Genomic DNA, 23,843 nt, shown 5'->3' on the forward strand with positions numbered 1-23,843 from the left:
GCTTCGGGGTCGGGTAGCTGCCTGGTATTCGCCGACCGCATACCCGCGTCGAATTCCAAAGGGTCATCGCACGTCGGGTCGGCTGGAGTGCCGTGGGCGGTCCTAGCGGACAGCCACCTCACAAGTCCTGTTGATATTCAACGTTGGACCACCTCCCTTCCTGTGTATCAAGGAGGCTAGGCCGCGGCGTCCCACTCGGGCAACTGATTTTTTCGCAACGGCCTTCCGCGAGGTCTTCTGCTTACCGGCACAGCACAGTGCGGAGGCGATCGCACCGTCGAGTGTGGACGGACACATCAGGTGGTCGGGTCCACCTCCGTGAGCCGGTCGGCTCGGGCGCGAAGGTAGCGCTGCTCGGGCAGGCTGGTGGTGCGGCGGGACGCGAGCAGGTAGTTCTCCCGCGCGGCTGTCGTATCTCCGGCGAGTTCCAGCAGGTGAGCGCGTGTGGCCGTGAGCCGGTGGTGACGAGCCATCCGGTCGTCGGCCGCCAGCTCCGACAGCATGGCCAGGCCTGCGTCCGGACCGTCGGTCATGGCCACCGCGATCGCGTGATTGAGCGTGGCCATGGGATTCGGCGCGATCCGGCACAGCACCTGGTAGAGAAACCTGATCTGCCACCAGTCGGTGTCCGCCGCGCGGGGCGCCTGCACGTGCAGGGATGCGATCGCCGCTTGCAGTTGGTACGGACCGAGCGGCGAGCGCAGCATCGCGTCGGTGACCAGCCGAACGCCTTCCTCGATCATGCCGCCGTCCCACCGGGTCCTGTCCTGTTCGGCCAACGGGATCAGACCGCCCTCGGCGTCGGTGCGGGCTGCACGGCGGGCATCGGTCAGCAACATCAGCGCGAGCAGGCCGGCGACCTCGCCATCGTCGGGCAGCGAGCGGTGGATGGCTCGGGTGAGCCGGACGGCCTCGGTGGCCAGGTCGGTTCGCTGCAGGTCAGGGCCGGAGCTCGCGGTGTAGCCCCCGTTGAAGATCAGGTAGAGCACGTGCAGGACGGCGCCCAGCCGCTCGGCGTACGCCGGCCCCTCGGGCATGCGCAACGCCATGCCGGCGGCCCGGATCCGTTGCTTGGCGCGGCTGATTCGCGGACCCATGGTGGCCTCGGGCACCAGGAAGGCGCTGGCGACCTCGGCCGTGGTCAGACCGCCGACGGCGCGCAGCGTGAGGGCGACCTGCGAGGTCGGGGTCAGCGCGGGATGGCAGCACATGAACAGCAGCGTCAGGGTGTCGTCGCGGTCGCGCGGAACCCGCTCGCCGGGGCCGGGGGCGACCATCGCGTCCGGGAGTTCCCGGCTCGCGCTGGACATTTCCCGGTCACGGCGAGCGCGCTCGCTGCGGACCTGGTCGATGACCCTGCGGGACGCGACCGTGACCAACCAGCCGCGCGCGTGGTCCGGTACTCCGTCGACCGGCCACTGGATCGTCGCCGCCAGCATGGCTTCCTGGAGCGCGTCCTCGCAGGTGTCGAAATCGTGGTACCTGCGGAGGAGAGCGCCGAGAACCTGCGGTGCCACCTCCCGCAGCAGGCGACCGAGGTCCTCGTCGCTCACTTCACATCTCCAATCCGGCCGCCAACATCACCGGCCGCACCTCGGCCGCGTCGTGGCGCGCGGCCGGGATCGTCGCCGCCAGTCCCGCCGCGCGATCGCGATCCTCGCAGTCGACCAGGTAACAGGCGGCAAGTTGAACCGGCGAGTCGAGGTACGGCCCGTCGGCCACGGTGGTCCCGCGTTCGCGGACACGTACCAGCACGCTGGTCGACGGGTCGGCGAGCACCTGGCCGTCGATCAGTTCACCCGATTCCCGCGCCGCCGCCACGAAGTCCGAGTGATCCAGCACGGCGTCCCGCTCGGCTTCCGGCAGCGCCGCCGTGACCGCAGGGTCGGCGTACACGTTCAGCAGGAACTTCATCTCCGCGGCACCGATCACACGTCCGACGCAGATTCGGCCCCCGCCGCGAAAATCACCGGGCGGACCTCGACGCCGACTCCCGCCACCTTGGCGTCCGGGATCATCGCGGCCAGTTCGAGAGCACGGTCCCGGTTCGCGCATTCGACGAGGTAGTAACCGCCGAGGAACTCCTTGGCCTCGATGTACGGTCCGTCGCTCACCGCGGGTACGCCCTCGCGGACCCGAACGACGGCGCTTTCGTCGGGGTAGGCCAGCGCGACCGTCCCGAGCATCTCACCGGATTCGCGGATGGTGTCGATGAACTCCCCATGGCCCTTCCCCACCTCGTTGCGCTCGTCCTCGGTGAGGGCCTCCCAGATCTGCGGGTTCATGTGCATGATCAACAGGAACTTCATCTCTTCTCCTCCTCGGTAGCCGGCGTCCCGGTGGCGCCGCTCGCTAAGTGGTCGTCGCCGCGCGGCCGATCTTGACATCGCCCGAGAGTCGTGCCGCGTGATTGCCTGAACCCGGTGGTCAGTTGGCCGGCGCGATCCTCGCGCCCTCGCTGTCCTCGCCGCGTGGAGCGTCCGGTGTGGACGACTCGGCAGCCGGCGGGGCGCCGGTCGGGGGAACACTGCGCAGCAGGCGAACGATCAGCACGGCGACGACCACGAGGGCCGCGGCGCTGATCGCGCCGACTAGGTGCAGCCCGCTGACGAACGCCTCCCGCGCCGGCGCGAGCAGCGCTTCGGCCTGGTCTGCGGGCAGGGCACCGGCGGCGACCACCGCGTCGGCGAAGCTTTCCCGCGCGGCATCGGCGGCGTCGGCCGGAATTCCACTTGGCGGGGTGAACCGGCTGTCGTAGACGGCGATGCCGATGCTGCCGAGCGCGGCGAGCCCGAACGCGAAGCCGAACTGGCCGCTGGTCTCGTTCAGTGCGGCGGCGGAGCCGGCCTTCTCCGGCGGCGCGGAGGCCAAGATCAGCTGGATGCCCAGCGTCACGAGCGGGCCGGAGCCGGAGCCGAGGAAGATCAGCGCGAATCCGGTCGCGAGGGTGGTCGGCCCGGATGTCGTGTCGGTCTGCGTGAGCACGATCAGACCGGACACCGAGATCGCCAGTCCGGCGCCGATCAGGTAGGCCGGCCGGAACCGGCGGGCAAGGATCGGCGACACGATGAACGACAGTGCGTTCGCCGCGACGGCGGGCAGCATCCACAGGCCCGCCTCGAACGGCGACAAACCCTCGACCAGCTGCAGGTCCTGGGTGATGAACAGCATGATCGCGCCCATCAGCAGCGTGCAGCACAACATGCCGCCGAGCGCCGTGCTGAACGACCGGTTGGTGAACAGCCGCAGGTCCAGCAGTGGTTCCTCCAGCCGCCGCTGCCTGCGGACGAAGAGGACGGCGAAGGCGATTCCGATCACGATGCCGGCGACCGGCAGTGCCTGCCAGCCGTTCTTGGCCAGGTCCGTGAGCCCGTGGATGGCCGGGAGCACGGCGGCGAGGGACAGCGCCACACTGGTCAGGTCCAGCTTCCCGGCGTTCGGGTCGCGGTACTCGGGCAGCAGGGCTGGGCCGACCGCGAGCAGCAGCACCATCGCCGGCACGCCGAGCAGGAAGACCGAGCCCCACCAGAAGCGCGAGAGCATCGCGCCACCGGCCACCGGGCCGATCACGGCGCCGGCGGAGAAGCACATTCCCCAGATCCCGATCGCCAGCCCCATCTGCTTGGCGTCCCGGAACAGCGTGCGGATCAGCGACATGGTCGACGGCGCCAGGATCGCGCCGGCCACACCGAGCACGGCGCGGGTGGCGATCAGCATCGCCGGGCTGGTCGAGTACGCGGCGACGACGGAGGCGATGCCGAACACCGCGGCCCCGATCAGCAGCAGCTTCTTCCGGCCGATCCGGTCGCCGAGCGTGCCCATCGTGATCAGGAACCCGGCGAGCATGAACCCGTAGATGTCGGTGATCCAGAGCTGCTCGACGCTGCTAGCGCCCAGGTCCGCCGTCAGGTCGGGGAGCGCGAGGAGCAGGACGTACACGTCGATGGAGACCAGCAGCGTCGGCAGGGCCAGCACCGCGAGCGCAATCCATTCCCGCCGCCCGGCCCTCGCCGGGATCGTGTCGTTCATGGCAGGGCCTTTCGAGTTCACCGGATGGTCCGCGCCCCGGGCGGGCAAGTTGTCACAGACAGGTCGAAGCAGGCGATCGGTTCTTGACGTCCGGCGCGGACCCTGGTGCACGGCGGCGGTCGGCATTCACGTCTCTCCACCTACGTAGCGACATGCGTAGTGGCACGAATGTCTCCGCATCCGGGACAAAAGACACTGGGCATGTCCAGCCGAACGGACCAACCGAGGCGAAACGATGGTTCACCAGCCCCATCCCGAACGAGCCGCTTCCGCGCCCCGAAGCAGCCGAGGGCCTCTCCAGCCGTGCCCCGCTCCCGCGGATGTCCTCCGGTTCGGCGGACGCTACGAGGATCTGCGTGACGGTCGCCTCGCGCACATGTTGATCCAGGAAGACGCGGCGGAGGAGCGGGAGGAGCTTTCGCCCCACGAGCGCATCAGCTGCCACGTTCACCGTCGGTGGGTGCACGAGTGCATCAGCTCTCCGGCGCACGTCATCGTCGTTACCGGACACAGGTGGTGCCGGCGTTGTGAAGCTGAGGCGGCTGTGGCGGTGGACGAGGTGAGTGGCGCGGTTTCAGTGGTCTGCACGCGCTGCCGCACTACCCCCGACAGTGCGGCAACGCGGCAGATCCTGCGAACCTGCCGAGCAAGCCTGGCAGTCGCGTTGGACAGCCGTAGATCCTGCGCCACGCAGGAGGTCCCGGCGGCCTGATGCCGCTTTCGTTCTGATTCCCGGCTGCGCGGGCTGACCAGGTGGCCGCACACATCGGGCCCGCATCTCCACCGCGCCCCAGCTCGTCGGTGCGATCAAGCGGCCGTCGAGGTGGTTGTCGTGCCGGAGCCGGATTCGTACGCATCCTGACCAGGCAGGGAACGGGCGAGGCGGTTCGGATGGTGCGTCGCGACTTCCGCCCGGCCGGGAACCTTCCGGTCGAGCTCACGAGCCTGATCGGGCGGCGTGCGGAGGCGGCCGAGGTCAGGCGGCTCTGGTCGGGCTCTCGACTGGTCACGTTGACCGGGCCTGGCGGGGTCGGCAAGACCCGGCTCGCGCTGCATGTGGGGCGGGCGGCGCGTGCCGCGTTCCCGGACGGCGTGTGGCTGGTCGCTCTCGGCGACGTGACGCAGCCGGACCTCCTCGCGTCGACCGTCGCGTCGGCCTTGAGGGAGGAGGGCCTGGGCGGCACCGGCAACCTGGCGGTGGCCGACTACATCGGCGAGCGGCACATGCTGCTGATCCTCGACAACTGCGAGCATCTGATCGAAGTCTGCGCGAAGCTGACCACTGATCTGCTGGTCCGATGCCCGAACCTCCGGGTGCTGGCGACCAGCCGGGAGGCACTTCGGATCGACGGCGAGGCCCTGTATCCCGTGCCCCCGCTGTCACTGCCGGCGCCGGGGCAGCAGGTGGCGCGCGGTGAGGCCGGGCGGTTCGGCGCGGTCGCGCTGTTCTTCGAGCGTGCGTCGGCGCTGAATCCGGGATTCACCACCACTGCGGCCGACGAACAGGCGGTCATCGACCTGTGCCGGCGTCTGGACGGCTTGCCGCTGGCCATCGAACTGACCGCGGCGGGCGTTCGCCTGCTCCCGCTGGAGGTGTTGGTCGATTCGGCGGCGGACCCGTCGTCGGAGCGGGTGTTCGGGAGCAGGACCGCGTCGTCGCGCCATCAGACGCTGCGCGCGACGATGGACTACAGCCACAAACTCTGCTCGCCCGATGCTCAGCGGCGGAACTCGTGATCTCGCGCCGCACCGTGGAAGCCCACGTCGAGCACGTCCTAGCCAAACTGGGCTTCACCTCGCGAAGCCAGGCGGCCCTCTTCGCCGCCATGTCAACGGAGGAACACCAGAGGTAGTTCCGGAACCAGGACAGATCGGCGCCATCCGCGCGAGCGATCGTCACGTGCGCGCCACTCGGCGTCACGCGGCGATGCGCATGCCTCCGCGGTGCGGTCCTCAGCTCCGCGAGCGGCGGAGACCGGCGAACGTGAGCGCGGCGAACGCGGTGACCCACGCGGCACCGGCGAGCATGAAGGCGATGCCCAGTCCGGTCAGCGGCAGCACACCGGTGAACGTCAGCGGAAGGATCACCACAGCGGACAGGGCGTTGCCCGCGATGGCGAACCCGGCCAACCGCGACGGGATCTTCGGGTAGCCGGCGATCAGGCCGAGGGCGGCGGCACCTCCAAGCATGGCGATCCCGATCGGCAGGAACCAGGCGGACGGCAGCCCGAGCGGGCCACCGAGCCACGGTCCGCCCACCAGCATGACCACGCCGAAGGCGGCGGTGCCCAAGCCGTCGATCCGCAGGCTGCTGCGAAGCAGGTCAGGCCTGCCGCCCCGTTCCTTCGGGTCACTCGCGGCGGTAGCGGTCAGGATGCTCATGCACATCTCCTCGTTCTCGGTCTGCTTCGAAGGTGGCATCGTGCGGGGCACGAACTCAATGACCTCCGAGGTCATGGCCGCGGTGATCCACGGCTGGCTACGCTTCGAAGCATGGATGTGCGGCAGCCGGTCAGGGCGGGCGCTCTGCTCCGGGAGTGGCGGCAGCGCCGGAGGCTCAGCCAGCTCGACCTGGCTCTCCTGGCGGACACCTCCGCACGGCATCTGTCCTGTGTGGAGACCGGCCGTGCGCGGCCGAGCCGAGAGATGGTGCTGCGCCTGTCCCGCGCCCTGGACGTCCCCCTGCGCGACCGCAACACATTGCTGCTGGCCGCCGACTACGCACCGGCATACCAGGAAAGCAGCCTCGACGACGAAGCCATGGCCTCGATCCGTTCGGCGCTGGACACCATGCTGGCGTCCCACGAGCCGTATCCGGCAGTAGTGGTCGACCGCCTGTGGAACGTGTTGCTCGGCAACCAGGCCATGGCCGTGCTCATGGACGGCATACCGCAGCACCTGCTGCTGCCGCAGCCCAACGTGTTCCGCCTAGCCCTGCATCCCGACGGACTGGCCCGGCGACTGGTCAACCTGCGCGAGGTCCGAGCCCTGTTCCTCGAACGACTGCACCGCCAGGTCATCGCCACCGGAGACACGCACCTGCGCGCGTTGTACGAGGAAGTGGGCCAGTATCCCGTCCCAGAGGACTCAGGTGCAGAACAGGCCGGCAGCGCCGGGAACGCGCCGAGCCCGATCCAGGTGCCGCTGAGAATCCGCACCCCGCAGGGCGAATTGGCGATGTTCAGCACCATGGCCACATTCGGAGCTCCGGCCGATGTGACGTTGTCGGAGCTGGCGATCGAATTCTTCTACCCCTTCGACGAACTCACCGCGAATGCGCTGCGCACGCTGGCCGCGAGGAGCCCAAGCCCATCTGCGGCGCCCACCTGCCCGGACATGGCCGCCAGCTCGCCGCTCCAGCGATAGCAGAGGTGCTGTGGTGTCAGCGCTTGTGCTGAATCACCGCGCTGGGAGATCGGCTCGGCGATTCAGGATCAGCAATATGTTCAGTGTTAATTGAAAACTATTCAGCCGACTGTGGGCTGCTGCCATGCTGGTGCCGGGTCGTTCGCAGTGCGTCGTTCGGAGGACGCGCACAGCCGATCTGTCCGGTGGAACTCCGCTCCGGGGCGCACGTTCCGAGCCGGCAACGGGGCCGGGGGAGGCCACCGCTGCTCACCATGGAGGCAGTCGCATGAGCACCACTCCGAAGGTTTCCGCGATGGACGAATTCGCGAAATGCGTCGCCAATGCGGACTGGCGATTCGCGTTCGACTCGGCCTTCCGAGCCGCCTGATGACCGAGCGCAAGTTGTACACGCTGCTCGGTGCGGACGGCGAGCCCTACGAGAGCACGGATCCCGGCCGATTCGGCGGGTATCGCCGCGGGCGGATCTACGGCAGGCTGGACTGTCCGTCCGCGCTGCGTGTGATCGCTCGCGGCGGCTACGTGCGGCACCGGGTGTTCTTCGCCGACGAGGCCACCGCGATCGCGGCGGGCCACCGCCCCTGCGCGGTGTGCCTGCCGGAGCGATACCGCGGGTGGAAGCAGCGCACGTCCGATTAGGTCGGATGCCACGACCACAAATTGCTCGCCACTAGACCGGAAACCCGCCTCGGGTGCGGATCTCGGCTAGAGGCCATGGCCGGCCGAGGCGTTGAGTCTACTTAGGACTGCACTTTAGGTGGCCGTCGCAAAAACCTTGCATGGGAGCGGATCAGGTGATCGCGACGTGAGTCGACCAGCCGGGATCGTTTCCTGTGGGCCTTGAAGGTGGTGTTCTGGCGGAGGGTCCGCTACCTCGCCGAGTCGGTTTGCGGGGTGGCCGAGTATCCGAGTCGGGTGCTGAGGTTCCTTGCCGCTTCGCGCACCGCGATGCCGCAGGCCTCTTCGGATTCCTCGGTCAGGCGGCTCATCGGGAGGTTCACGCTGAGGCTGGCGATCGGCTTCTCGGGGCCTTCCAGGACTGCCGCGGCGACCGATCCGACATCGGGCCTCCACTCGCCGTGGTTGACGGCGAACCCGCGCTCCCGGATATCGGCCAGCTCGGCGAGCATCCGGTCCGGATCGGTGATCGTGTTGTCGGTGTAGCGCGGTAGCTCGTCGACGAGCAGGCGCTTGACGACCTCCGGGCCGCTGTTGGCGAGGACCGCCTTGCCGTTGGCGGATGCGTGCAGGGGCAGCGCGTGCCCGAGGGCCATGCTGATGCGCAGTGGTTTGGAGGTCTCCAGGCGTTCGATCAGGACGACCTTGTCTTCCTCGGGGACCGTTAGGTGGATCGTTTCCTCGGTGCGCTGGCGCAGATCCTCCATGATCGGCACGGCTGCGTCGCGCAGGCCGAGGTCGCCGCTGGCGCGTCCGCCGATCGCGAGCGCTTTGGTGGTCATGACCCACCGCTTGGTCTCTCCCGAAGCGGGCCGAATCCAGCCGGCTTCATTGAGGGTGAGCAGCGCGCGCTGGACCGAGCTCTTGGGCATGTCGAGCGCGCGGGCCAGTTCGCCGACGCCGATCGGCTGCCGCGCGGCGACCTCTTCCAGTACCCGCAGCGTGTTCAGGACATTGCGCACTGCCTTGACTCCTCAACCCGTGATGCCTACTCTCGCTGCGCTTTTATACGGCACAGCGTACCACCTCACGGCACAGGTTAGGGGCTGAGCGTAGTGACCGCTTACAGCGGACGGCATTTCCTGCAGATTCCCGGGCCGACCAACGTTCCCGACAGGGTGTTGCGGGCGTTGGCGCAACCCACCATCGACCACCGCGGACCGGACTTCGCCGAACTGGGGCTGGACCTGCTGCAACGGGTCAAGCCGGTGTTCGGCACCAGTGGTCCCGTCGTCATCTACCCCTCTTCGGGCACCGGGGCCTGGGAGGCCGCGCTCGTCAACACCCTGTCGCCGGGGGACCACGTGCTCGCCTTCGAAACCGGCCATTTCGCCACGCTGTGGCGGGACATGGCGGAAGGACTCGGGTTGGTCGTCGACTTCGTGCCCGGGGATTGGCGGCGGGGCGTCGACCCGGCGGTCGTCGCCGAACGGCTCGCCGCCGACAAGGGGCATCGCATTGCCGCGGTCATGGTCGTGCACAACGAGACCTCGACCGGCGTCACCAGCCGGGTACCGGAGATCCGGGCGGCCATCGACGAGGCGGAACATCCCGCGCTGCTGCTGGTCGACACGATCTCCTCGCTGGCCTCCATCGACTTCCGCCACGACGAGTGGGGCGTGGACGTCACGGTCAGCTGCTCGCAGAAAGGCCTGATGCTGCCACCGGGCCTGGGCTTCAACGCGATCAGCGACAAGGCGCTCGCCGCCGCATCCTCGGCCCGGCTGCCGAAGTCCTATTGGGGCTGGGCGCCGATCCTCGAAGCCAACGAGCGCGGCTTCTTCCCGTACACCCCTCCCACCAACTTGTTCTACGGTCTGCGGGAGGTCCTGACCCTCCTCGAAGAGGAAGGGCTGCCGGCCGTGTTCGCCCGGCACGCTCGCCATGCCGAGGCGACCCGGGCCGCGGTGCGGGGCTGGGGCCTGGAGGTCCTGTGCGCCGACGAACGCGAGTACTCCGGTTCGCTGACGGCCGTGTTGTTGGGCGAGGGGCACGACGCGGACAAGGTCCGCGAGATCATCCTGGACCGCTTCGACATGTCGTTGGGCACCGGCCTGGGCAAACTCGCCGGCCGCGTGTTCCGCATCGGTCACCTCGGCGACTTCAACGACCTGACGCTGGCAGGGACGCTCGCCGGCGTGCAGATGGGCCTGGAACTGGCCGGTGTGCCCATCGACCCGGACGGTCTCCAAGACGCCATGAGGGTGTTGCGCACCGCATGAGATCGGTTGCGGTGCAACGGCATTCGGACGACGAGCCGATGCCGCGGTGACGTTGTTCCCGGCACAACCCGAAAGGACTTCCCGATGACCGTCCCCACGACTGACGCACCGGCCGAGCTGTCGACCGTCAGCTCGCGCCTGGAACGGGAGCTGCGCGCCGCGCTGGACGGCGAGGTGGCCTTCGACGACTACACGCGCCACCTCTTCTCGCGCGACGCCAGCATGTACTCGATCACGCCGCTGGGCGTCGCGTTCCCGCGCCACGCCGACGACGTCGCCGCGGCGGTGAAGGTCGCCGCCGGGCTCGGTGTGCCGATCGTGCCCCGCGGCGCGGGAACGAGCCTGGTCGGCCAGACGGTCGGGCCCGGCCTGGTGCTCGACATGTCCCGGCACATGAACCGGATCATCGAGATCGACCCGGTGGCGCGCACGGCGCTGGTGGAGGTCGGCGTGGTGCAGGACCAGCTCAACCAGGCCGCCGCGGCCCACGGGCTGATGTTCGGCCCGGACACCTCCACCAGCAACCGGGCCACGATCGGCGGGATGATCGGCAACAACTCCGCGGGCAGCGGCTCGTTGACCTACGGCATGACGATCGACCACGTGCGGGCGCTCGACGTGGTCCTCGCCGACGGATCGCGCGCCCGGTTGGAGCCCGTCGACGAGGCCGAGCGGGAACGCCGGGCAGCGGCGGAGACCCTTGAAGGGCGTATCTACCGAGCACTTCCGGAACTGGTCAACGCCAACGCGGACGTCATCGAAGCGAAGATGCCGGCATTCTGGCGTCGTGCCTGCGGTTACCGGCTCGACCGACTGGCGGGCTTCGGGCCGGAAAAGCCGTTCGACCTGGCGAAGTTCGTGGTGGGCGCGGAAGGCACGCTGGTCATCGCCACCCGCGCGTTGGTGGAACTGGTACCCAAACCGGCGCGGACGGTCTACGCCGTCGGCCACTTCACCGACACCGCGAGCGCCATCTCGGCCACCACGGACGCGTTGAGCCGCGATCCTCACCAGGTCGAGCTGATGGACCGGACGATCCTGGAGCTGTCCCGGCAGAAGATCGAGTTCGCCGACCTCGGGAACGTGCTCGTCGGTGACCCGGGCGCGCTGTTGTTCGTCTCCTTCGCCGGCGACGACGAAGCGGAGCTGATCGCCAAGCTCGACCGGCTCGACGCGCTGTGGCAGCAGAACGGGCACGGCTACCACACGCTCCGCGCGGTCACGCCCGCCGAGCAGGCGGCGCTGCTGAAGGTCCGGAAGTCCAGCCTGGGCCTGCTGATGGCCGCCGGCGAGGGCACCCGCCGCCCGCTGGCCTTCGTCGAGGACACCGCAGTGGACCCGGTTCACCTCGCCGAATACACCAAGCGGTTCAAGGAGATCCTCGACGAACACCAGATGGAGGCCGGGTTCTACGGCCACTGCTCGGTGGGATGCCTGCACATCCGGCCGTTCGTCGACCTGACCGACCCCGCCGAGGTCGCCAAGATGCGCACCGTCGCGGAAGCGGTCAAGGACCTCGTCGCCGAGTACGGCGGCGTGAACTCCAGCGAGCACGGCGACGGCCTCGCCCGCAGCGAGTTCAACCGGGAGATCTTCGGCGACGAGCTGTACGAGGCGATGCGCGAGGTCAAGCGCGTCTTCGACCCCGGCAACGTCATGAACCCCGGCAAGATCGTCGACGCGCCGGCGATGACCGAGAACCTGCGCGACCGCGACTCCCTGCCGCCCGCCCCACCGCTGCGGACGACGCTCCAGTTCGAGGTCGTCGGCGGCATGCGCGGGGCCGCGGACCGGTGCATGAACATCGGCGCCTGCCGGAAGTCCACCGCGGGCGTGATGTGCCCGTCCTACATCGCGACGAAGCACGAGGAGCACTCCACCCGCGGCCGAGCCAACGCGCTGGTGAAGGCGCTGTCCGAGCCGGATCCGCACGAGGCTCTCGGTGACGAGCGGCTCCACGAGATCCTCGACCTGTGCCTGATGTGCAAGGCGTGCAAGAGCGAGTGCCCGATGAGCGTGGACATGGCCTCGCTGAAGGCCGAAACTCTCGCGCACCACCACGAGATCCACGGAACCCCGTTGCGGTCGCGGGTGTTCTCCTCCATCCGCGCGCTCAACCGGCTCGGCTCGGCGACCGCGCCGCTGTCGAACCTGCCCGGCCGGATCCCCTTCCTGCGCAGGATCCTGGACCGCACCCTCGGCATTGCCGCGGCCCGCCCGCTCCCGACGTTCCAACGGGTCAGCCTGCTCCGGTGGTTCCGCCGACACCGGATGTCCGCGTCGCAGGCACCGCAGGGCACGGTCACCTGGCTCGCGGACTCGTTCACCACCTACACCGAACCGCACATCGGCCAGGCGGGCATCGAGCTGCTGGAGCGGTCGGGCTGGCGGGTCGACCTCGCGGGCGGCGGCTGCTGCGGGCGGTCGAGCATGTCCAAAGGAATGCTGGACGATGCGAAGAAGAAGGCCTCCGCACTGGTCACATCGCTGGACCAGAACACCGCGCGGGACTCGCCGATCGTCGGCTGCGAGCCTTCGTGCGTGTTCATGCTTCGCGAGGAACACGCGGCGCTGCTGCCCGAATCCGCCGCGGTGAGCGCGGTGGCGCAGCGGGTCAAGCAGGTCGAGGAACTCCTCGTCGAAGCGATCGACGCGGGTCGACTCCCGCTGCGCGCTGATTCCTGGCTCGCGGGGCGGCGCATCGTCTTTCACGGCCACTGCCACCAGAAGGCGGAAGTCGGCACCGCCGCCACGGTGGCCCTGCTTCGCCGCATCCCGGGCGTGGAGGTCGTGGAGATCGACGCGGGCTGCTGCGGGATGGCGGGCTCGTTCGGTTTCGAGTCGGAGCACTACGAAACGTCCATGACCGTCGGCGGAGACCGGTTGTTCCCGGCGCTGGCTGCGGAACCGGAGGACACGGTCGTGGCCGCGACCGGGGTGTCGTGCCGACAGCAGATCTTCCACGGAGCGGGCCGCACCGCGTGGCACCCGGTGGAGCTCGTACGCGAGGCGTTGGCCGACATCGACTAGGAGGGACCATGCGAATAGTCCGCTACCGCCTCGACGGCCAGGTCGGCCGCGGCGCCGTCGTCGGCGACCTGGTACACGAGCTGCACGACGGGAATGACGACCCGGGGCGAGTCGTCGGGACGCTGTCGGGCGTCACGCTGCTCGCCCCGTGCGAGCCGCGCGTGATCGTCTGCGCCGGGAGCAACTACGCCGGTCAGATCGCCGAGAAGGGCAGGCCCTGGCCGACGCAGCCGTCGCTGTTCCTCAAAGCTCCCAACGCGATCGTGGGCCCGGGCGCAGAAATACTGCGGCCGACCGAGGTGCAGCGGCTGGAGTACGAGGGCGAGCTGGCGGTCGTCATCGGCCGCACCGCGCGCAACGTGCGGGCTGATCGCGCCGCCGACGTCGTGCTGGGCTACACCTGCGCGAATGACGTCACCGCGCACGACTGGCGGGCCGACGGCCAGTGGGCCCGGGCGAAGAGCGCGGACACGTTCTGCCCGCTGGGCCCCTGGATCGAGACCGACGTATCCGATCCGTCGGCCCTGCGGATCACCACCCGGCTCGGCGGGGAAGTCGTGCAGCGGGGATCCGTCTCGGACATGGTGTTCGGGATCGGCGAACTCCTGGCGTTCGTCACTCGCTGGATCACCCTGGAACCCGGCGACGTGTTGCTCACCGGCAGCCCCGCCGGGGTGGGGCCGATGGCGCCCGGAGACGTCGTCGAGGTCGAGATCTCCGGTATCGGCGCACTCCGCAACACGGTGGCCGACCGGCAATGACCCGGGCGGCAGCCTTGGAACCGCTTCCACGAAAACGAAGCACACCGGAGGACGGTCTCAGGCACCGCGAGATTTTGGTATCGCACGAAGAAATTCGCCAAACCTGCGAGTCAACGTCAGCCTCGAGGAGCGTCGATGTCCATACAGATCATCTCGATCATCGGCTTGGTGGTCATATTCCTTCTCGCGTCCCTGCGCTCGGTGAACATGGGAGCGGTCGCCTTCCTCGGCGCCTTCCTGATCGGCACGTTCATCGTCCACCAGTCCGAGGACGATCTGTTCGCCGGGTTCCCCGGTGATCTGTTCGTCGTGCTGGTCGGCGTGACACTGCTGTTCGCCATCGCCAAGTCCAACGGAACGGTCGACTGGCTCATCCACGCCGGGGTGCGGGCCGTGAGAGGGCGCATCGCCCTGATCCCATGGGTGATGTTCCTGGTCACGAGCCTGCTCACGATGGTGGGTGCCGTGGTGCCCGGCGCGGTGGCGATGATGGCGCCGATCGGGCTGAACTTCGCGGTTCGCTACCGGATCAGCCCGATGCTGATGGGATTGCTCGTCATCAACGGCGCGAGCGCGGGCGGGTTCTCGCCGATCAGCATCTTCGGCAGCATCACCAACGGCGTCGTGGAACGCAGCGGTTTACCCGGTAGTCCCGTGCTGCTGTGGATCAGCACGTTGCTGTTCAACACTTTGCTGAGCCTCGTGGTCTTCTTCCTGTTCGGCGGGAAGCAATTGCTGCACCGGCGCGTCAGCACGGAGCCGACGCCGCAAGAGGAGGACGTCGACGGGACGGATGGCGGTGGCGGAGCGACAACCGCGATCCGCACGAGCACGGAGGCCGTCACCGGAGTCGCCACGCTGAACGTGCAACGGACTGCGACGCTTGTCGGGCTTGTCGTGCTCGCCGTCGGCGCGTTGGCGCTGCAACTCGACGTGGGTCTCCTGGCACTGAGCATCGCCACGATCATGATCCTGCTGTGGCCCCAGACCACGAAGAAGTGCGTCGCCGAGGTCGCGTGGCCCAGCGTGCTGTTGATCTGCGGAGTGGTGACTTATGTGGGCCTGATGGAGAGCGTGGGCACCATCGACTACCTCGGCAACAGCGTCGCGGGCATCGGAATCCCGCTGCTGGCGGCGTTCCTCATCTGCCTCATCGGTGGTGCGGTCTCGGCGTTCGCCTCGACCACCGGGATCCTCGGCGCGCTCATCCCTCTCGCGGTGCCGTTCCTGCACACCGGGCAGGTCGGCGCCGTCGGCATGATCATCGCGCTGGCGATCTCCTCGTCGGTGGTCGATTCCTCCCCGTTCTCCACGAGCGGCGCGCTCGTCGTCGCGAGCACTCCGGAGGAGAGTCGAGACGCGACGTTCAAGCGGCTGATGGCCTGGGGCATGAGCATGATCCTGGTCGCGCCGGTGCTGTCCTGGGCGATCTTCGTGCTCCCCGGATGGCTCTGACGGCACCGGGGCCGGCACCGGGGCCGGCGGCGCAGCCGGCCCCGGTAGCGAATACCTGCGCAGGGAGGGAGGCGCCAGCGCGGCCTGGGGTTCGTGCGGCGGTGTCGGCGGTCGAAGCCCGAGTGGCATGGTGATTCGCGGGCGGCGGTGGACTCGTACGCGATGTACGAGTCGCAGCCGACTACGGCACCGGCCTGACTGGAGGCAACGACGATGGAGTCAGCGATTCCGCGGTACCTGGCTAGCGCGCGCACGCAGCCGGCGAAGCTCAAGCCGAGTTGGCAGCCGCCGTACCCGTCGTACGTGGCGAGATTCCAGCCGCAGGTGAGCCGAGTCGCCATGGCCTACTTCGGGGCGCAGTACCCGGGTGAAGGCCGGCCACCCGCACCCGTCCGCGCCGCGCTCGCCGACCTTGCCGCGACGTGCGCGTTGCCGGACGGCCCCAGGCACACCGATCGAGCGAGCTACATCGACGAGAACGGCTACACCACTGTCGTCACGATCGCCTACTGGGACGACACGACCCACTACGACAACTGGTTCACCAACGCCCGCGAGATGTGGCTCGGCGATCAGCGCGCGACCAGCGATGCCGGCTTCTTCATCGAGGCCGTACGCCCCTCGGCGACGAGGTTCGAGACCCTGTTCTCGAACGACCGCCGAGAGGGCATCGCCGTCCTGGCAGACGGGCTCAGCGGCGAAGTGCGCGAGCACGGGTACTGGGGCGGCTCGCGTGACCGGCTGCCGCAGGCGCAGACGGACCCGCTCGCACCCGGAGAACCACCCGCGCTCACAACTGACGGCGTCCGGCACCGCGTCCGTGCACAGCACAACCTCTGCCTGATCCGCTCAGGACAGGACTGGACCGACACCGACGGCGACGAACGAAACAGGTACCTCGACGACGTCGAACCGGTCCTGCACGCCGGCATGGAGTTCTTGCGCGACGAAGGCCGCGCGATCGGCTGCTACAACAACCGCTACATGCGCGTCCTCGGCGACGATGGAAAGCCCCTCGACAAGAGCTTCGGCATGAGCTGGTGGCGCAGCATGACCGCGCTCGACGACTGGGCCCGCGACCACCCGACCCACAAGAACATCTTCGGCGAGGCCACGCGCTACCTGTCGGCACTCGGCCCGGCCGCGCGGCTACGGCTCTACCACGAGGTCACCGTCGCGGCAGCCGAGGAACAGCACTTCGAATACCTCGGCTGCCATCCCGGAACCGGCCTGCTCAAGGTGGCAATGCCCGAGAATTCCTGAAGGAACAGGACCGCCCGGGGCGCCGTACCGTCCGGCGCCATCGGCCCGTGCGAGAAGCAGCCGAGGCCGCGCTCAACGGCGCACCGGAAGACGTCCGACGATTCCTCGCTCAAGGTCAGTTCACCGCCCGCGAACACCGGCACGCGGATCGCTGCGGTGTGCACAAAGGACGGTGGCCACGCGCCCAAGCAGCCGCCACGGCGGCATTGCTTCCGCGGTGCGTTGCGGCAACCTGGTGCACTGACCCGGCGTGCGTGCCGGGGCCCGGTCAGCTGCGCGCGTTGTCGAGGCCGGTCTCCGACCAAGGTCGGACAGGATCTCTGACCCTTGGCAGACGCCGTCGGCGTCCGATGTCGACAGGCTGTGACCCACGCCATCGGAGTCGTACGGAGGTCGGTCATGGCCGATTTGAAGGTGCTCGCGGACGGGCTGACGCACACCGAAGGTGTGCGCTGGCACGATGGGCTCGTCTGGTTCAGCGACATCTACACGCACGGGGTCTACTCGGTGGGGGAGGACGGTTCGCGGCTGCGGAGTGAGGCCGAGGTGCCGGGCGAGCCCTCCGGGCTGGGTTGGCTGCCGGATGGCCGCCTCCTCGCCGTGTCGATGCGGGATCGCAGGCTGGTGCGCCGGGAGCACGACGGAACCGTCGTCACCCGCGCCGACCTCTCCGCGCTGTCCGAGTATCCGCTCAACGACATGACGGTGGGCGCGGACGGGACCGCCTGGGTCGGCACCTGGGGTTTCGACGTCATGTCCCTGGCACCGCGACGTCCCGGTTCGCTGATCCGGGTCGATCCGGACGGGTCGGTGTCGGTCGTCGCCGGTCCGGTGCACTTCCCGAACGGCGCGACGATCATCGGCGGGAGCACGCTGGTGGTCGCCGAGTCGTTCGGCAACCGGCTGTCGGCGTTCGACATCCAGGCCGACGGTTCGCTGTCGGAACGCCGGGACTGGGCGAGCTTCGGGCCGGTCCCCGCTGACGAGGACCCGGCCAAGGCGATGGGGCGGCTCGGCGTTGCCGCGGACGGCATCTCGCACGTCGACGCCGAGGGCGCGATCTGGGTCGCCGACTTCATCAAGAGCCGGGCGGTCCGCGTCAAACAGGGCGGCGAGATCGTCGACGAGGTGTCGACCGGGAACCTCAACTGCTACAGCTGCGCCCTGGGCGGCGCGGACGGCCGGACCCTCTTCCTGTGCGCCACACCGGCCGACTTCGACCCGGAAAAGCGCGCCGGAAACCCGGAGAGCGCGGTGTTGTCCACCCGCGTCGACGTCCCGCTCGGCTGAGCACGCGGGCGAGCAGGGCATGAACGGACGAGAACAGAACGGATCTTCCGGTCCCGGAGCGACCGGACACAGCGATCGAGGAGGACGACCGTGCTGACGCGTGCTGCAGTGCTGCAGGAGGTCCCAGGGAGTTTCGAACTCGCCGAGGTCGAGCTCGATGACCCGAGGCCCGGCGAGATCCGGGTGAAGATGAAGGCTGCGGGGATGTGCCACTCCGACGACCACTTCGCGGTCGGGACCCAGCAGGTCCCCATCCTGCCGATCGTCGGCGGGCACGAGGGCGCCGGGATCGTCGACGCGCTCGGACCGGGCGCGACGGGATTCGCGGAAGGCGACCACGTCGTCTTCTCCTTCCTGCCGGTGTGCGGCCGGTGCTGGTACTGCGCGAAGGGAATGCAGAACCTGTGTCAGCTCGGCGCGTCGATCGGGACCGGTGCGCGGTTCACCGACCCGACTTCGTTCCGCATGTCGATGGACGGACGGCCGGTCGGTCAGCTCGCCGGTCTCGGCGTCACGGCACGCTGAAGCGTCCGGACCACGTCAAGGTCGCGCTGATCGAGCGGGTGTGACGACGAGGATGCGCCGGGCCCGGATCCGCTGACGATCCGGGTGGCGAGCGGATGCCTTCTTGGTCTGGGCGGACTGATCTCGCGGGAGGATCTGTTCGCCCCGGCCGAGAGGGTATCTTCACGTCCGCCCCTTGGCCGTGAAGTCGGGAATCGGCGAGGAATCAACGGGATCGGGGCGACCATCGGTCAACGATCGGTCCGCAGCTGTCGCAATGATGCGTCCAGTTTCCGCAGCAGCTCTCCCACGCGCCCGCGACCACTCGGGGCGGTTGGGTAGCGCGTCAGAACGCTCACCACGATGGGGCTGGCCAGATCTCTGGCCTTCTCGATGTAGTCGGTGCCGACGTTGCGGTCGTCGCCGGCGTCGATCTCGATTGCTCTCGCCGCGTGGGCGGCCGGTCCGAGGATGTGCAAAACCTGAGTCGCTTTCGCCAGGGGATGCAGGAACGCCGCACTGGCCGCGGCGACGGCCGCGCGCGCGGCATCGCTGGCCGCAGCCTGCCCTGCGTCGCGTGCCTCTTGATACGCCCGCTGCGCCGCCCACGCGCTGTCACGGATCGCCTTGGTCCGCTTGGCTCCATCCGCGAACGCCAGCGCGGCGTCGATCGCGGCTCGTGGGCGCCGATCGTCAGGACGTGCGAGTTCGAAGATCGCCAGTGCGGGCTCCGCGCAGGCCACGGCATAGCGCGTGATCTCGCGCAGTTCAGCCATGCTGAGTTCGATCGTCAGATTCTCGTCGGCCGCGGTCATATCGCTCAACAGTATCGTTGAAACCTCGATTGAAACTTCCCGGCGATAGTGGCAGGACAGTGCGGAGAAACCTTCAAGACGGTGGGCGGCTCAGGCTGGTGGCCTGGTGCGCGAACCCGGCGTCGCGGAAGCGTCGACACGCGAGGAATCGAGCCGCATAGTATATAAAATATTTAATTTTGATCTCTTTAAGTATAGTATATCAAATATTAACAGGCGTGACCTTGATGTCGCGGTACGTCCGGCGAAGGAGCGATGCTATGAACACCCGCGGGCCTGGGGGCCTTCCGGTCGTCGAAGAAGTGGCACGGGTCGCGACGTCGGAGTCGCCGGAGCGCAGCGGCGCGATCCGGGGTGATGTGGCGTGAGCGGGCCGCTGGCAGGTGTCCGGGTCGTCGTCCTGGCCGGTATGGGCCCGGTTCCCTTCACCGGGATGCTCCTGGCCGACATGGGCGCAGATGTCGTCCGGGCGACCCGCCCGGCCAACCGGCCGCAGCGTGCCCTGGCCAACACCGACGGCCTGCGTCCCGAACACGACCTGGCCAACCGAGGGGTCGATGCGGTGCCCGTCGATCTCAAGGATCCGCGCGGCGTGGAGTCGGTACTTCGCCTGGTGGAGGCCGCGGACGTCTTCATCGAGGGGTATCGCCCAGGGGTGGCCGAGCGTCTCGGGCTGGGGCCGGAGGTCGTCCTCCAGCGCAACCCGGCCGTCGTCTACGCCCGGCTCACCGGGTACGGCCAGACTGGGCCGATGTCGAAGCAGGCGGGCCACGACATCAACTACGTCGCGCAATCCGGGGCGCTGCATGCCATGGCTCGCGCCGACGAGGCTCCCCGGCCCCCGCTGAACCTGCTCGGGGACTACGCGGGCGGTGGGACGGTCGCGGCGTTCGGCATCGTGTGCGCGGTGTTGGAGGCACGTGGCTCCGGGCGCGGGCAGGTCCTGGACGCCGCGATGGTCGACGGGGTCGCGCTGCTGACCGCCAAGCTGCAGGGCCTGCGGGCGGCCGGCCTGTTCGCCGACGATCCCGGCACGAACTGGATCGACTCGGGCGCGCCCTACTACGACACCTACCGCTGCGCGGACGGGCGGTACATCGCGGTGGGCGCCTTGGAAGCGGACTTCTACCGGGAGTTCCTCTCGCGGCTCGACGTCGACGTCACCGACTGGCCGGATCAGCACGACCAGGAGGCCTGGCCGAAGCTGCGGGAGCTCATCGCGACCGCGGTGGAGTCGAAGACGCAGGCCGAATGGGCCGCCATCTACGGCGGCACCGACGCGTGCGTCACCCCGGTGCTGACGTTCGACGAGGCGACCGAGGATCCGCACAACGTCGAGCGGCAGCTGTTCCAGCAGGTCGACGGCGCCCTGCACCCTTCGCCGGCGCCGCGCTTCAGCCGAACGCCACCGCGCGAACCTGCCACGCCGCGTTCGCAGCCCATCGACGTGCAGGGGCTGATCCAGTCCTGGTCGGCCGGCTCCGGTCGGGGAGAGGCGTGACCTGCTGGACAGCGCGGTCAGCAGAGTGCCCCCGAGACCGCGGTCTCGGGGGCACTCTGCTGGAACTTCGGTGCTCGGCTGAGCCGCATCCGGCTCAGGCTTCGGATTCCTCGTCGTCCCAGAAGCCGCTCTCTTCGAGCATCTCGATCACGTAGTCCGCGCTTTCGACGATGTGCTCTTCCATGAGCGTCCGAGCCTTGCGCACGCTGCGCTTGCGCAACGCCTCGACCATGAGCGGGTGCTGCTCCCGGGTCGAGCTGACCCTGGATTCGAGCGAGGCGTAGAAGCGGTTCGGCATGTGCTTCACGATTCCCGCGAGCAGGAGCGCGAGGCGGTGCGAGTTCGCGGCGAGGTTGATCTCGCGGTGGAAGGCGTGCCCGAGGTCGGCGATGAGGTCTTTGTCATCGGCCTTCACGGCCTTCTCGAGCTGCTCGATGATCGCTTCGAGCTTGGCGAGCTGTTCCGGTGTGATGTTCTTGGCGGCGCGGGCGGCGAGCTCGCCCGCCAGCTTGGCCTGGGCCCAGAACAGGTCGTGCACGTCCTGCCGGGTGAAGGGGGCCACGACGAAGCCGCGGCGGGGGACCAGCTGGACGAAGCCCTCGTTGTGCAGGGTCAGCAGGCCCTCGCGGACCGGGGTGTTGCTGACGCCGACGGCTTCGGCGATGGGCTCCATGCGGAGGAAGTCGCCCGGCTTGAAGTGGCCGGACATGATCTGCTCGCGGACGTAGCTCGCCACCTCGTCGGGCAGCTGCCTCCGCTTGTTGCCGCGGACTGCGACCAAGTCGTTCGCCACCGACATCCTCACTCCACCTTCTCGAGACTGCCCGAACATCATATACCCATGGTTACTGCCGCGTACGGCACGTAGTGCCAAGTCGTCGGCGGGGCGCGGGCGGAGTCGAGTCCGTCGAGCGGCTCGGCCGGGCGGTCGGATGACGGGTCCCGAAGGCTGGTCACCGGCCGGTGGTCTGGCTCTTCGCGCCCGCATCCGCCGCATCCGCGCCGCTGTCGAATACCACGGACGAACAGGTGGATAAACTCTACACATTATATATTGTTCCGTGTAGTGTCTGACCCTGCCGGCGGGACGCGGTGCCCGGGCGTAGCCGTCAGATCAGCAGCGTACGGAAGGGGAGAGCAGCGGTGCTCGACAAGTACAAGGTTTTCTCGGCGCTGACCTTCGAGAACCACCAGCCCGGCGTGCTCGAGGTCGTCTTCAGCGCGCCGAACCTCAACGCCGTGGACGCCACCGCGCACGCGCAGATCCCGCAGCTCTGGCCGGTGATCGACGCCGACCCCGAAGTGCGTGCGGTCGTCGTCCGGGGCGAGGGCAAAGCGTTCTCCGCAGGCGGCAGCTTCGACCTGGTCGAAGACCAGATCGCCGACTACGGCGTGCGGATGCGCGTGATGCGCGAGGCGCGCGACCTCTACTACAACATCCTCGCCTGCAACAAGCCGATCATCTCCGCCATCCACGGGCCCGCCGTCGGTGCAGGGCTGGTCGTCGCGTTGATGGCCGACATCTCGATCGCCGCGCGGACCGCGCGGATCATCGACGGGCACACCCGCCTCGGCGTCGCGGCCGGGGACCACGCCGCCGCGGTGTGGCCGATGCTGTGCGGCATGGCCAAGGCCAAGTACCTGCTGCTGACCTGCCGCAAGATCACGGGCGAGGACGCCGAGCGCGCCGGCCTGGCGTCGCTGACCGTCGACGAAGCGGACCTGCTGGCCACGGCCCGGGAGATCGCCGGCGAGCTCAGCGGGGGAGCGCAGGACGCCATCCGGTGGACGAAGTACTCGCTGAACCAGTGGTACCGGCAGGCGGGGCCGATCTTCGACGCCTCGCTCGGCCTGGAGTTCCTCGGCTTCGGCGGCCCGGACGTGGTCGAGGGTGTTGCCTCGCACCGCGAGCGCCGCGCCCCGAATTTCGACGGGAACGCGACCGCCTGAACCACACGAGAGTTCACGAGCTTGACCTGGTCCGCGCTGCCTGGGCCGCGATCGGGTGAATTGCAGTTGAGGGGCCGGTGAGCCGGTCGGCGCTGACGGGCCACTGCGCGGCGGCCAGTGAAGGGGATCGTGTGAGTACGTCAGGAATTCACGAAGGTCAGATGCGTTTCGCGGCCGATCGCCCGGCGGAGCCCAACCGGTTCAAGGATCTGCTCGGCGAGCGGTGGAGCTGCCGAGCCTACCTGCCGGACGACGTTTCCGATGACGTGATCGCGGAGATGTTCGAGATCGCGCAGCGAACCGCGTCCTGGTGCAACACCCAGCCGTGGCAGGTGCACGTGACCAAGGGCGAGGCGACCCGGCGGTTCGCCGCGAGCCTGACCGATCACGCGAAGACCCACGAGCCGGTGTCGGACTTCGAAGCGCCTGCTGGATATCACGGGGTATACCGGGAACGTCGCCGCGGTGCGGGCTACGCGCTGTATGCCAGCCTGGGGATCGAGAGGGGAGACCGGGACGCCCGCGAGGTCCAGCGGCTGAAGAACTTCGAGTTCTTCGGCGCCCCGCACGTCGCCGTCATCACGACGGATCGCGATCAGGGTGTCTACGGCGCGATCGACTGCGGCGGCTACGTCGCCAATCTCATCAACGCCGCGTCGTCGCTCGGCGTCTCGACGGTTCCGCAGGCGGCGATCGCGATGCACTCGGACCACGTGCGCGAGTACTTCCGGATTCCCGAGGACCGGCGCATCGTCTGCGCGGTGTCCTTCGGCTACGCCGATGCCGCGCACCCGGTCAACCGGTTCCGCACCGACCGCGCGGACGTCGGGGACGCGGTGATCGTGGTCGACCGCTGATCGCCCGGCAGCGCGTCGCAGGCGACCGCAACGAAGGCGGCGGGGCGCCATCCGCGCCAGCCTGCGGCCCGGCGAGAAACACAAATCGTTCGACGCGTGAACGATTCGGTACAGTGTTGGCG

At 68.7% G+C, this 23,843-nt stretch carries 23 protein-coding genes; 15 read left to right on the top strand and 8 right to left on the bottom strand.

From position 1 onward, the window contains the following. Positions 1 to 296 precede the first annotated feature (296 nt). From AB0I53_RS39425 to AB0I53_RS39440, 4 genes are all read right to left on the bottom strand, one after another. A complete protein-coding gene (locus AB0I53_RS39425; protein WP_358614156.1) occupies positions 297 to 1,553 on the bottom strand; it encodes a DUF6596 domain-containing protein in 1,257 nt (418 codons plus the stop codon). Position 1,554: 1 nt separating this feature from the next. Further along, positions 1,555 to 1,914, bottom strand: coding sequence for a YciI family protein (locus AB0I53_RS39430; RefSeq protein WP_358614157.1), 360 nt, complete (start codon positions 1,912 to 1,914; stop codon positions 1,555 to 1,557). Between the two features lie 14 nt (positions 1,915 to 1,928). After that, positions 1,929 to 2,309 (bottom strand): YciI family protein, encoded by a 381-nt coding sequence (locus AB0I53_RS39435; protein ID WP_358614158.1) that lies wholly within the window; start codon positions 2,307 to 2,309, stop codon positions 1,929 to 1,931. Between the two features lie 118 nt (positions 2,310 to 2,427). Beyond that, on the bottom strand, positions 2,428 to 4,029 hold the full coding sequence (locus AB0I53_RS39440) for an MFS transporter (protein ID WP_358614159.1): 1,602 nt from the start codon (positions 4,027 to 4,029) through the stop codon (positions 2,428 to 2,430). A gap of 891 nt (positions 4,030 to 4,920) precedes the next feature. On the opposite strand from AB0I53_RS39440, the gene AB0I53_RS39445 reads away from it, so the two are divergent. Both AB0I53_RS39445 and AB0I53_RS39450 read left to right on the top strand, forming a co-directional pair. Next, positions 4,921 to 5,766 carry a hypothetical protein gene (locus AB0I53_RS39445; protein WP_358614160.1) on the top strand — a complete coding sequence of 282 codons (846 nt, stop codon included), beginning with the start codon at positions 4,921 to 4,923 and terminating at the stop codon, positions 5,764 to 5,766. 14 nt (positions 5,767 to 5,780) lie between these two features. Beyond that, positions 5,781 to 5,882, top strand: coding sequence for a hypothetical protein (locus tag AB0I53_RS39450; RefSeq protein WP_358614177.1), 102 nt, complete (start codon positions 5,781 to 5,783; stop codon positions 5,880 to 5,882). A gap of 100 nt (positions 5,883 to 5,982) precedes the next feature. Here the strand turns inward: AB0I53_RS39450 and AB0I53_RS39455 are convergent, their stop codons facing one another. Beyond that, the gene (locus AB0I53_RS39455) at positions 5,983 to 6,411 is read right to left on the bottom strand and encodes a hypothetical protein (RefSeq protein WP_358614161.1); all 429 of its coding nucleotides are present in this window, start codon (positions 6,409 to 6,411) and stop codon (positions 5,983 to 5,985) included. A 111-nt stretch (positions 6,412 to 6,522) separates the two neighbouring features. On the opposite strand from AB0I53_RS39455, the gene AB0I53_RS39460 reads away from it, so the two are divergent. Beyond that, positions 6,523 to 7,395 carry a helix-turn-helix transcriptional regulator gene (locus AB0I53_RS39460; RefSeq protein WP_358614162.1) on the top strand — a complete coding sequence of 291 codons (873 nt, stop codon included), beginning with the start codon at positions 6,523 to 6,525 and terminating at the stop codon, positions 7,393 to 7,395. A 369-nt stretch (positions 7,396 to 7,764) separates the two neighbouring features. Further along, on the top strand, positions 7,765 to 8,034 hold the full coding sequence (locus tag AB0I53_RS39465; protein ID WP_358614163.1) for an Ada metal-binding domain-containing protein: 270 nt from the start codon (positions 7,765 to 7,767) through the stop codon (positions 8,032 to 8,034). Between the two features lie 230 nt (positions 8,035 to 8,264). Here the strand turns inward: AB0I53_RS39465 and AB0I53_RS39470 are convergent, their stop codons facing one another. After that, positions 8,265 to 9,035, bottom strand: a complete 771-nt coding sequence (locus tag AB0I53_RS39470) for an IclR family transcriptional regulator (protein ID WP_358614164.1) — start codon at positions 9,033 to 9,035, stop codon at positions 8,265 to 8,267. 93 nt (positions 9,036 to 9,128) lie between these two features. Between AB0I53_RS39470 and AB0I53_RS39475 the strand changes: the two genes are divergently transcribed. From AB0I53_RS39475 to AB0I53_RS39510, 8 genes are all read left to right on the top strand, one after another. After that, positions 9,129 to 10,295 (top strand): aminotransferase class V-fold PLP-dependent enzyme, encoded by a 1,167-nt coding sequence (locus AB0I53_RS39475; protein WP_358614165.1) that lies wholly within the window; start codon positions 9,129 to 9,131, stop codon positions 10,293 to 10,295. Positions 10,296 to 10,379: 84 nt separating this feature from the next. Continuing rightward, positions 10,380 to 13,325, top strand: coding sequence for an FAD-linked oxidase C-terminal domain-containing protein (locus tag AB0I53_RS39480; protein WP_358614166.1), 2,946 nt, complete (start codon positions 10,380 to 10,382; stop codon positions 13,323 to 13,325). Between the two features lie 8 nt (positions 13,326 to 13,333). Beyond that, entirely contained in the window at positions 13,334 to 14,086 is a 753-nt protein-coding gene (locus tag AB0I53_RS39485) for a fumarylacetoacetate hydrolase family protein (protein ID WP_358614167.1), read from the top strand. A gap of 135 nt (positions 14,087 to 14,221) precedes the next feature. Then, a complete protein-coding gene (locus tag AB0I53_RS39490) occupies positions 14,222 to 15,541 on the top strand; it encodes an SLC13 family permease (protein ID WP_358614168.1) in 1,320 nt (439 codons plus the stop codon). A 213-nt stretch (positions 15,542 to 15,754) separates the two neighbouring features. Continuing rightward, positions 15,755 to 16,804, top strand: coding sequence for a phenylacetaldoxime dehydratase family protein (locus tag AB0I53_RS39495; RefSeq protein ID WP_358614169.1), 1,050 nt, complete (start codon positions 15,755 to 15,757; stop codon positions 16,802 to 16,804). Positions 16,805 to 16,851: 47 nt separating this feature from the next. Next, positions 16,852 to 17,343, top strand: a complete 492-nt coding sequence (locus tag AB0I53_RS39500) for an ALF repeat-containing protein (protein WP_358614170.1) — start codon at positions 16,852 to 16,854, stop codon at positions 17,341 to 17,343. Continuing rightward, entirely contained in the window at positions 17,252 to 18,094 is an 843-nt protein-coding gene (locus AB0I53_RS39505; protein WP_358614178.1) for an SMP-30/gluconolactonase/LRE family protein, read from the top strand. The genes AB0I53_RS39500 and AB0I53_RS39505 overlap by 92 nt, the downstream gene beginning before the upstream one ends. A 90-nt stretch (positions 18,095 to 18,184) precedes the next feature. Continuing rightward, positions 18,185 to 18,619, top strand: a complete 435-nt coding sequence (locus tag AB0I53_RS39510; protein ID WP_358614171.1) for an alcohol dehydrogenase catalytic domain-containing protein — start codon at positions 18,185 to 18,187, stop codon at positions 18,617 to 18,619. 230 nt (positions 18,620 to 18,849) lie between these two features. Here AB0I53_RS39510 and AB0I53_RS39515 read toward each other — a convergent pair whose 3' ends face one another. Beyond that, positions 18,850 to 19,413, bottom strand: a complete 564-nt coding sequence (locus AB0I53_RS39515; protein ID WP_358614172.1) for a putative immunity protein — start codon at positions 19,411 to 19,413, stop codon at positions 18,850 to 18,852. A gap of 364 nt (positions 19,414 to 19,777) precedes the next feature. Between AB0I53_RS39515 and AB0I53_RS39520 the strand changes: the two genes are divergently transcribed. Next, positions 19,778 to 20,914, top strand: coding sequence for a CaiB/BaiF CoA-transferase family protein (locus AB0I53_RS39520; protein ID WP_358614173.1), 1,137 nt, complete (start codon positions 19,778 to 19,780; stop codon positions 20,912 to 20,914). Positions 20,915 to 21,008: 94 nt separating this feature from the next. On the opposite strand, the gene AB0I53_RS39525 is transcribed toward AB0I53_RS39520, so the two are convergent. Continuing rightward, entirely contained in the window at positions 21,009 to 21,707 is a 699-nt protein-coding gene (locus AB0I53_RS39525) for a GntR family transcriptional regulator (RefSeq protein ID WP_358614174.1), read from the bottom strand. Between the two features lie 350 nt (positions 21,708 to 22,057). On the opposite strand from AB0I53_RS39525, the gene AB0I53_RS39530 reads away from it, so the two are divergent. Together AB0I53_RS39530 and AB0I53_RS39535 are read left to right on the top strand one after the other, a co-directional pair. Next, positions 22,058 to 22,864, top strand: coding sequence for an enoyl-CoA hydratase/isomerase family protein (locus AB0I53_RS39530; protein WP_358614175.1), 807 nt, complete (start codon positions 22,058 to 22,060; stop codon positions 22,862 to 22,864). A 161-nt stretch (positions 22,865 to 23,025) separates the two neighbouring features. After that, a complete protein-coding gene (locus AB0I53_RS39535; RefSeq protein ID WP_358614176.1) occupies positions 23,026 to 23,721 on the top strand; it encodes a nitroreductase in 696 nt (231 codons plus the stop codon). Positions 23,722 to 23,843: the final 122 nt, after the last annotated feature.

It is taken from the genome of Saccharopolyspora sp. NPDC050389 (genome assembly GCF_040655595.1).
Classification (GTDB): Bacteria; Actinomycetota; Actinomycetes; order Mycobacteriales; family Pseudonocardiaceae; genus Saccharopolyspora.